The sequence below is a fragment of the Mesorhizobium sp. M7A.F.Ca.CA.003.01.2.1 genome, from assembly GCF_003998945.1.
Lineage (GTDB): Bacteria > Pseudomonadota > Alphaproteobacteria > Rhizobiales > Rhizobiaceae > Mesorhizobium > Mesorhizobium ciceri.
The window spans coordinates 1-10119 of record NZ_RZRA01000069.1 but is presented as its reverse complement, the minus strand read 5'-3'; the positions used below and the strand labels follow the sequence as shown (position 1 = coordinate 10119).

At 65.1% G+C, this 10119-nt stretch carries 4 protein-coding genes; 2 read left to right on the top strand and 2 right to left on the bottom strand.

Annotation, left to right across the window (positions count from 1 at the left end; genetic code table 11):
* Positions 1–7404 (bottom strand): inverse autotransporter beta domain-containing protein (locus EN969_RS05175; RefSeq protein WP_245467415.1); only part of this gene is annotated, 7404 nt, incomplete at its 3' end.
* Positions 7405–7733: 329 nt separating this feature from the next.
* Between EN969_RS05175 and EN969_RS05170 the strand changes: the two genes are divergently transcribed.
* Together EN969_RS05170 and EN969_RS05165 are read left to right on the top strand one after the other, a co-directional pair.
* Positions 7734–8264 carry an invasion associated locus B family protein gene (locus EN969_RS05170; protein ID WP_244514247.1) on the top strand — a complete coding sequence of 177 codons (531 nt, stop codon included), beginning with the start codon at positions 7734–7736 and terminating at the stop codon, positions 8262–8264.
* A gap of 68 nt (positions 8265–8332) precedes the next feature.
* Positions 8333–9571 (top strand): Xaa-Pro peptidase family protein, encoded by a 1239-nt coding sequence (locus EN969_RS05165; RefSeq protein ID WP_063169584.1) that lies wholly within the window; start codon positions 8333–8335, stop codon positions 9569–9571.
* A gap of 217 nt (positions 9572–9788) precedes the next feature.
* Here EN969_RS05165 and EN969_RS05155 read toward each other — a convergent pair.
* The coding region (locus tag EN969_RS05155) for an amidase family protein (RefSeq protein ID WP_245467414.1) at positions 9789–10119 on the bottom strand (331 nt) is incomplete at its 5' end.

Sequence of the window (10119 nt, the reverse complement as noted above, 5' to 3'; positions counted from 1 at the left end):
ATAGTAGACCTTGTACGAAGACAGGTTCGACGTGTCGCCGCTGAAGTTGACGTCGTTGAAATTGTAGTCGCCCGATGTCGGCAGCGTGTCGGTGGCGTGGATGACCTGGCCGTTGCCGAAGGTCTCGATCTTCGATTCGGCCGGGCTGCCGCCGTCGCCGAACACCAGCCTGGCGTTGGTGGCGCTGGAGAACTGGACGCCCTGGGCGACCTTGGTGATGGTCGACGTCTGACCAGCAGGGCCAGGATTGTTGTTGAGGAGGTCACCGAGCTGGATCTTGCCGGTGCCGGTTGTCGTCGTGCCGGCCATGTCGATGCCGAGCGAACCGGTGGAGTTGCCGCCGTCGACATCGAAATCGTCGGCCGTGATGGTGCTCGTGCCGAGCGCCGCGCCATTGAGGTCGAGGCCGACGGCGTTGGTGGCGCTTGCCGCGATCCCGATGTTCAGGCTGTGGAAATCCAGCGTCGAGCCGAGCGTGCCGGAAACCTGGACGCCGGTGCCAGTGATGCCCTGCAGGTCGACCGCCCCGAGATCGATGGCGCCGCCGCTGACATTGTTGAGTGATATGCCGGTCGCCGCGCCATTGGTCGAAATCGTGTCGAACTTGATGCCGTCCGCGCCGACCGTCGCGCCTGTCGCCCCGGCCACGACCGCCGTCGCATCGCCAAGCTTCAGCGCGGTTCCCGTGCCGGTGGTGATGGTGTTGCCGGTGCCGCTGACGCTGATCGTGCCGGCGCCGAAGGTGCTGGCGCTGAAGCCGGCGCCGCTGGCGGTGGTGATCTTGAGGTTGCCGCCGGTAAAGGCGAGCGAGCCCGTGCCCTGGGTCGGGCCGATGCTGGGGAGCTTGACGATGGCGCCGTTGGCGCCGCTGCTGGTGTCGAATATCTTCGAGGTGCCGGAGAAGGTGGCCGTTCCCTCGGACGATCCGTCAAACAAGACGCCGACGGCGCTCCCGGTATGATTGATCGTGCTCGAAATATTGTACACGCCCTCGGCGTTGCCGCTGAAGGTGAAGACCGCTGTCCCCGGCAGTGCTACTGCCGAGGTCGAAACGACCGAACCGCTCATGTTGAGCTCGCTCCAGTCGCCGCCGCCGACTTGCAAGACGCTACCCGCGCTGACGTTGATCGAGCCGGTGTAGTTCAGTGTGGCGTGGACAAGATCATTGCCGCCGGCGAGCGTGATCGCTGAACCAGTGGTGCTTGTCGTCGCGCCGATGCTGGCGCTGCCGCCATTCCCGCCAACGTTGACGGTCCCGCTCGAGGTCGTCAATGCGATACCGATCTCGGCGCCATCGATGTTCAGGGTGGATCCGGCGACATTGGCGATGTTTATGGTGCCGACCAGCGGCCCACCAATATCGAACCCTCTGTAGCTGACGTCGAGATCGGTCTTGCCGGTGAAATTGACCACGCCGGCGCCGCTCAGGCCGATCAATGAAGCGCCGATGTAGCCGGTATCCCTCAGGCCGCCAATGTTGACGTCGCCGCCGAGATTGATACCTCCAAGCAGCACACCAGCGCCGGTACTCGTGGATACGGCCGAGACGCTGTCGAAGGCAACGCCGCCGGCGCCGACATTGGCGCCGAACAAGATAAGACCGTCGGCGCCGGAATTGATCTCGTTGCCCGTGCCGGTGACCGTAACGGCGCCGGTGGTAAAATCTCCGAAGGCGATGAAGCCGGTGCCGGTCGTCGTCGTTATGTCGAGACCGCCATTGGTGAAATTGATCGCGGAATTGGTGTTGGGGGCCGGTGTGCCTGCGGGGAAATTGCCAACGAGACCCAGGCTGACGGCGTCCGTCGCGCCCGAGCTGATCACCTTGCTGGTGCCCGAGAAGGTGATCGCGGCCGAGTCGTTGCCGGCAATGACGATATTGCCGCCAGCGGCCGCGTTGGTATCAGTCAGGTTGCCCGACAGCGTCACCGAGCCGCCAGTCATGCTCTGGATCGAAACAGCCGCGCCGGTGCCGTTGCTGTTGATGGTGCCGGCATAGGAGATGATCGCGCTGCCGCCGCTCCCGGCAGTCGTCGAGCCGACATTGAAAGCCGTGTTCGCGCCGGTGTTGGTCAGCGTGCCGTCGCCAATGGTCACCGTGCCGGTCAGGTTCTGCAGGTTGATGCCGCCGCCGGTCAGCGTGCCCGCCGGACCGCTGTTGGGCAAGCTGCCACGCGTGACCGTGATGTCGCCGCTGCCGCCATTGGCGTCGAGCAGCGTGCCGGCGACGTTGATGTTGTTGTTGGTGATCGACAAATTGGTGTCGAGGCCGACGACCTTGAACGCTGTCTGGCCCACGGCGACATTGCTGACCGTGACGCCTTCGATGAAGATGCCGCCGGTATTGACGAAGCCAGCCGCGCTCCCGTTGACGAGGAAGACCGAGCCGCTGCCGCCGCTGAAGTCGAAAGCGGTGTCGCGCACCTGGTTGTTGCCGAGCAGATGCAGGGTATCGCTGCCCGTGCTCTTGACCACGCCCTCATCGCCGGTGACGTTGCCGCCAGTAGCGCCGAGATTGCCCTGGACATTGACCGGCTGGACGGTACCGGAGGTGAGGATGGAGGCGCCGTTGCCGAAGCCGATGATCGACTGGCCGGAATCGAGCGTGAACGGGGTGCCGCTGAGATCGACGGTGCCGACAAAGGCGAAGTTCAGCGTGCCGGTCATGGCATCGGCCTCGGCGACCGTGTAGGTGGTCACGTCGGCGCTGAGCCCGTCCGTGTTGGCGTGGACGATGCCACCGCCCTGGGAAATCATGATGGTCCCACCGACCGCGCTGGCCAGATGGGCGGCGCCGGTGAAGTTGACGTCGTCGAAATCATAATTGCCGAGCGTCGGATCGAGCCCGATCGTGTTGACGGTGTAGCCGCCGGCGGCGGCGCTGATGGAGGACTGCAGCCCATCGGCGGACGTGCCGTCGCCGAAGGTGAAGTTGGCGTTGGCCGAGGTCGCGGTGGCGCCGCTCGACGACAATTCGACGCCGACGCCGACATTGGAAATGCTGGAGCCGCGCAGGAAGGTGATGGTCTTGTTGCCGGTCGTCGACGACAGGTCGATGCCGCGCGAGGTCAGGCTGCCGGTGCCGGTGATCGTGGTCAGGCCGAAATCGGCCCTTGTCGAGGAACCGCTCGAGGAACCGCTGAAGTCGATGCCGGTCTGGTTGGCGCCAACCTCGTCGATCGTGGTCGTGCCGAAGCTGATATGTTCGTTGATGTCGAGGAACTCGATGCCGGCGGTGCTTGCCGCTCCCAGCGTAACCTGGGTTGTGCCGAAGGTGACCGTGCCATTGTCGGCAATGAAGATGCCGGTGCCGCCAGGCGTCGTCACGGTGACCTCGCCAAAGCTCGCCGATGCCGTGCTGGCGACATTGGTGACGGACAGGCCGGTGCCCGTGGCATTGGTGATCGACAGCGGCGCGGTCACGTTCAACGTCGCGGTGCCGCCGAGGCTGCTGACAAGCGCCCCGCCGCCACCCGTCGCCGACAAGGTCGGGCCAGTGAAGCTGATGGCGCCGCCGGCCGGGGTCAGCGTCGATCCGACATCGAACAGATCGCCGGTGCCGGTCGAGGTGACCGTACCGCTGAAGGTCACCGAGCCGCCGGTGGTGCCGTCGACCTTGACCGCCGCGCCTGGCGCGGTTGCCGAGCTGGAGATGTTGGCCGCTACGCCGACTGTCGCGCTGCCGCCGGAAACGACGACACCGTCGCCAGCGCCCGAATTGGTGATGGTGCCGCCGAGGATCGTGATCGAGCCCGTATTGTTGGTCAGGCTGACATCGGTGCCCGCGACATTGGTCGCCACCAGATTGGTGATGGTGAAGGTCGATGACGAAGCGTTGATTGCAAGGCCGTTGATGCCGGCAGCGGTGCCGCCGACAGTGACATTGCCACCCAGGAACTGGCCGCCCGAGACGGCATTGAAGTTGAGCGCCGTGGCCGTCGCAACGCCTGTCGTGATGCTGTCGAACGCCATGCCGCCGGTGCCGATGGTGATGCCGTCGAGATTGATCGCCCGGCCGGTGCCGGTGGTGATCTGCTCCGTGCCCGCGGCCGCGACTGTGATCGTGCCGCCCCCGGTGGCATCGAAGCCGGTACCGGTCGTCGTGGTCAGGTCCAGCCCGCCGGTGAATTTCACCGTGCCGCCGGTGTTGGCGGACAGGTCGATCGCGTTGGCCGAGCCCGTGCTGGCGGTGATCTTGCCGCCGAAGGTGGCGGTGCCGCCGGTCTGGCCGATGATCCTGACCGCGTTGGCCGCATTGGCCTGGTCGATCGTGCCGTTGTAGGTGACGTTGGGCACCGCACCGTTGATGTTGAAGGCTACATCGCCCGTGTTGGTGATGGAACTCGCGGCCGCGAAAGTCAGCGTGCCGCTCGAGCCGCTCCAGATGGCCACGCCCCTGCCGCCGCCACTGATGTCGAGATCGTCGAAGGTGGCGATGCCGTCGAAATTGTTGGCGAACAGCCCGACGCTGGCGGCACTGGTAATCTTGGTGTTGCCGGTGAAATCGACGGTCGCGTTCGAATCGACAAGCACGATGCCGGTTTGAGATGCGGTCTGGACGGTCAGGTCGTCGACCGAGACCGTGCCGGTCACACCATTGAGGTAGAGGCCGGACCCGACATTGCTGGCCGTCACGCCCTGGACGGTCAGGCCGTTGATGCCCAGGCCGTAGATCGCCGAGCCGGAACCCCCGGAAACGTTGAAATCGAGCAGCGTGTTGCCGTTGCCCAGCGTCACGACATTACCGCCGCCGGAACTGGTCAGCGTCGCCGCACCCGCTGAATCCGATATGGATTCGTCATGATGGATGTTGGTGCCGGTGACATTCAACGGCACCCCGCCGAGCGAGAACGCGCGGTCGTTGCCGAACGAGGCCAGTTCCTGTCCGTCGCTCAGCGAGAAGCCGGTGGCGTCGTCGATTGTCCCGCGGTTGACCAGGACAATGATGGCGTCGCTGGCGGTAATGCTGTCGGCATATTCGATCGAGGCGAGGTCGGTGATCGACGTGCCGCCGCCCGAAGCCCCGGCCGCAACGAAGATGTAATTGCGCAGATCGTAAAGTTGCGGGCCGGTAAACGCGGTCGTGCCGAAAGCGTAGTGGCCGCTGCCCTCATTGAGCCCGCGCGCATCGAGCGAGGCGGTGATGCCGGAGATGGAGCTGGAATTGCCGCCGAAGGTAAATTCGGCGTTGGCCGTGGCGCCCGGCGTGCCGGCAATGCCCAGCCGCACGCCGGTATCGACATTGGTGATGACGCCGCCATCGGTGATGATGATCACCGCGCCGCCAACGCTCGGCGACGTCAGATCGATGCCGATCGAGCCGGCAGCACCGGTGCCGGTGATGCTGAGCGACTGCGCGGTGAAATTGGTCTTGGATCCGGAGAAGTCGAGGCCGGTGCCGACACCCAGTCCGGAGATGACGATGTTGCCGGCGACCACCGCCGCATTGACGCCGGCAAACGAGATGCCGTCGGCGCCGGGGTTGGTGATGCTGATGTCGCCGAAGCGGATCGTCGCCGGCGAATCCGAAATGGCGATCGCCGGTCCGGTCGTGTTGGAGATCGTCGTCGCACCGTTGACGGTGAAGTTGCCCGCGACATTCTCCAGCACGACACCCGACGTGCCGCCGCTCTGGCTGATCGAGTCCAGCACCACATGGGCGGTGATCGGATCGATGAAGACGGCGGTGCCGCCATTGCCTGACACGGTGCCGCCGGTGGTGGTGAACGTGCCTCCGGTCGACGTGCCCTGCACGGTGATGCCGCGGTCGGTATTGTCCTGCGCATTGACGGTGGCGAAGGTGTAGGTGCCCTTGCCGGTGATATCGAGACCGTCGTCGAGATTGCCCTGCAGCAGCGTCGTGCCGGTGAAATTGTAGGTGCCGTCGCCGTCGATGTGCAGGCCGTCGAGGCCGTTGCCGGTGGCGGTGAAGTTGGAGTCGGTGATGCCGGTCGAACTGCCCGTGAAGTCGGCGCCGTTGCCGCCCGCACCGGTGACCGTCACATTGGTCAGCGTCGCGCCGGTGATGTTGTTGCCGAAGATGCCGTCGCCGCCGCCGGTGATGATGATACCGCTGAGCGTGTTGCCGTTGCCGAGCGTAAAGACGGGGTTGGCGACGTTGGTGCCCTGGATCGTGCCGTCGCTGCCGCCCAGGTTGAAGGTGCTGGTGCCGCCGCCGAAAAGCCTTGCGGTGACGCTTTCGCCGCCGCCGATGACGGTCTGTCCATTGGCAAGCGTCACCCCGCCAGTCGTCAGATTGCCGTTGCCGCCGAGTGCCACGACAAAACCGTTCGCACCCGACTTGGTCACGGCGTCGTCCAGCGTCGTCGGGTCGGCCAGCGTGCCGGCACCGGCGAGGCCGCCATCGGCGTAGTAGAACTTGCCGAAGGCGGCATTGGTGGCGGCGTTGATGGCGACACGCGTCGTCGAGCCGCCGGTCAGCGTCTGCGACTGGACGCGGACGCCGATATCGCCACGCACGCGCTCGTTGACGCGCTTGCGCAGGCCTTCGCTGACCGGATAGACCGGCTCCGGCCCGCTGTCGGCCCCATTGGCGGCGTGGTCCGAGCCGCTGCCGGGATTGAACGGGATGTTCAGCCGCACACTGCCGGCGAACTTGGTGTCGTCGCGATTGTCGTTGCGGACCTCGCCGGCGAAGACCAGTTCCGTGTTGCTGCCGAAAACATCGCCGATCGTATACTCGAAGCCGGCCTTGGCGCCCGTGACGCTGCCGTCGTCGCCATGCGGATCCTCGAAATGATAGACGCCAATGTCGAGCCGCAGCGAATGCTTGTCGGGCAGGTTGACCGGCACCTGCGCGCCGATCTCGCCCTCGATGCCCCATGCCGCGTAATCGCGGTGGTCGAGGACCGAGATCTGCTCGATCAGCTGGTTGCTGACCATCGACAGGGTCGAACTGGTCGAGTGATCCGTCGAATCACCCTTGATCGGCAGATAGACGTTCACATGCGCATCGAAATGAGGCGTGATCGCCTCGGCGCCCAGCGTGGCCGCGGTGAACTGGGTGGAGTTGTAGTTCTCGAGATTGAGATAGGCGTAGCCGCCGATCATCAGGTCCGGGTTGACGATGCGGCGAATGCCGAGGCCGACATCCTGGCCGGAACCATCCTTGAAATCGTGCTTGGCCCGGACATCCAGGAACAGCACGGATTCGGCCGTCTGCTTGAGCGGGATGAAACCTTCGAGCGCGCCGTTGCCGCCATTGTTGTCGGCGCCGATGATGGCGCGGATCTGCGGCTGCCATAGCCCGTTGGGATCGCCATAGGCGGCCATGCCTGAAAGGCCGAGCGCCAGCGTCGTCAGTGCCGTCGTCTTCCAGAGATGCCTGGCGATTCGCGAACGGCGATAGCCGGCGTGCACGCGGAAATCCTCCCCACGCGCCGCCATCTCACCAACTTGCCGAGGCGTCTCGGTAGTTCCCATCCCTGGCGAGTCCTTCGGGGACTGCACGCACCCCGTGTAAAATCTTACTCGAATTCTATTGTATAGCGAGTCTCCGGCGCTTCGATTTCTGAGGGCCTCCTGCAATATTGTTCGTTGTATCCGAAAAGCCACAGTAATTTCGCCGGCTTGCTTGCCTCCTGCTCGGCTTCCGGAACAGTCGCGGGTGTTGTATCAAGCCATGCTCGGGAGAATACCGGGCGCGGCGAGGAAACATGCAAGGCATCCGGCAAAACAACATGACATTTACTTTAGCTAGATCTAATTTACTTGGCATGGCCGCGGGGCTGGCCGCCCTGTGGCTTGCTCTGGCCACCGGCCCGGCCCTCGCCGAAGATGCCAAGCCGGCCCAGCCAAAGCCGGCTGAAACCAATGCAAAACCGGCCGATGCCAATCCGTGGGCGATGAACTGCTCCAGCGGTTCGGCGACCACCGAGCTTCAGTGCCAGCTTTCGCAGAACCTGACCGAGGCCAAGACCGGGCAGCGCGTGCTGACCGTGACCGTGCGCCGCGACAACGGCAATGGCAGCCTCGCCATGCTGCTTGCCCTGCCGCACGGCCTGTTCCTGCCGTCCGGCGCCTCCTTCCAGATCGACCAGGGCCAGAAGACGACGATTGCCATCCAGACCAGCGACCAGAACGGCGCCTATGCCGCCACGCCGCTGTCGGCGGATCTCATCAAGGCCATGAAGTCGGGGACCAATCTGAACATCGGCATGGAATCGGTCACCCGCAAGCCGGTCACCATCCCGGTGTCGCTGGCTGGCTTCACCGCTGCCGTCGCCAAGCTGGAATCGATCAAGTAGCTGTTGTCAGCGGCTTGATTGTCGATGCCCGGAATGCTCCGTTGCCGCTTCGGACAGTGGAGAAACCCATGACAGGCTTTGTCGACCGCCAGCGCGCGGCGCAACTGATGGACCGCGCCGGCATCGAGGCGCTGGTGCTGTGCGCGCCCGAGGCCTTCCACTATGCGACCGGAGCCTCGATCGGCCCGGCGGGACTGTTCCGGCGCGCCGGCGCCGGCTTTGTCGTCATCCCGGCTGGCCGAGACCTGCCGATCGGCGTCGTGGTGGCGGACTTCAATGCGGGACAATTGCAGCGGGTTCTGCCGGATGCTGTCATCCGCAGCCACCCGATCTGGATCGAAGCCGCCACGCTGGACGCCTCGACGTCAGGGCAAGGGTTGCCGCAACGCATCGAGGCCGGCCTTGCCGGCCGGGCGCCGGGTTTTTCTCGGCCCGCGACATTCGAACTCGCTCGTGCCGTCGACGAGCTGAAGCAGATCCTGACCGGGTTCGGGCTCGGGCGCGCAAGGGTCGGCGTCGACCTCGATTTTGTGCCCGCCGCCGATTTCTCGGTCATGCAGGCGCTGTTGCCGGCCTGCACGATGGTCGACGGCTCGGCCGTGCTCGACAGGTTGCGGGCCATCAAGTCGCCGCGCGAGATCGACCTGCTGCAGCAAGGCATCATCCTGTCGGAAGCCGGGCTGGAGCGGCTGCAGGTCGATGCGATGGCCGGCATGCGCCAGGCCGATCTCATTGCCCTCTACCGGCAAGGTGTCGCCACGGCCGCGTCCGGCCTGTCTCATCCGGTCCAAACTGCCGAATATGTGACGCTGGGCGCTCGGGCCAAAGATGCCGATGCGAAAGCGATGCCTGGCGATCCGCTGAAGTGCGACATGGTCTGCACGGTCGGCGGCTACGCCTCCGACATGTCGCGCAACTTCACCTTCGGGCCGCCATCCGCCGAGCAGGCCGAACTGCACGCCATTGCCGAGCGGGCCTTTGACGACGGGCTGGCGTCCCTTGTTGCGGGAACCACGCTCGCCCACGTGCATTGCGTCGCCACCGACAGCCTGGCGCGGCAAGGGCTGCGCACCTACCGCCGCGGCCATTTCGGCCATGGCGTCGGCCAGTCGGTGTTTTCCGAACAATGGCCGTTCATCGCCGCCGACAGCGATGTCGTGATCGAAACCGGCATGGTGCTGGCCTTCGAGATCCCGCTCTACATAGACGGCCTCGCCAGCTTCAATCTCGAGGACCAGTTCCTGATCACGCCGGACGGGCCCAAGCCGATGAACAGGCTGCCGCGACGGCTGGAGAGGATTGGATAACGAGGCGGGTCACTGCAGGGACAGCGCTCTACGCCCCCCTTGCCCTACCGGGCATCTCCCCCTCAAGGGGGGAGATTGGCAGCTTCGCCGTCTCGCCCACCTTACCGTGTAGATGATTTGGCGAAGGCTGTTGAGCGCGTAATCTCCCCCCTTGAGGGGGAGATGTCCGGCAGGACAGAGGGGGCGCCACGGAACTCGGCGGTGGGGTGCCAAGCACCTAACCACTCACCGCCGGCCTTCTCCCCCTCCACGGCATCTCTTGTTCCAGCTGCGCCGACGCGGCCAGCACCGTTGCCTCGTCGCCGTAGCGGCCGACCAGCTGCACGCCGATCGGGACGCCGTCTTTCGACCAGCCGAGCGGCAGCGAGATCGCCGGCTGGCCGGAGATGTTGAAGGGGAAGGCAAACACCGCGTCCGTCCATTTGGCATTGTAGCGGTCGATATCCGTCTCCGACATGTCGTAATAGCCGAGCGGGCGCGGCAGCTGCGTCAGCGTCGGGGTGATGAAGAGATCGTAGGCGCCAAGGTCGCCGACGATGTCGCGGCCG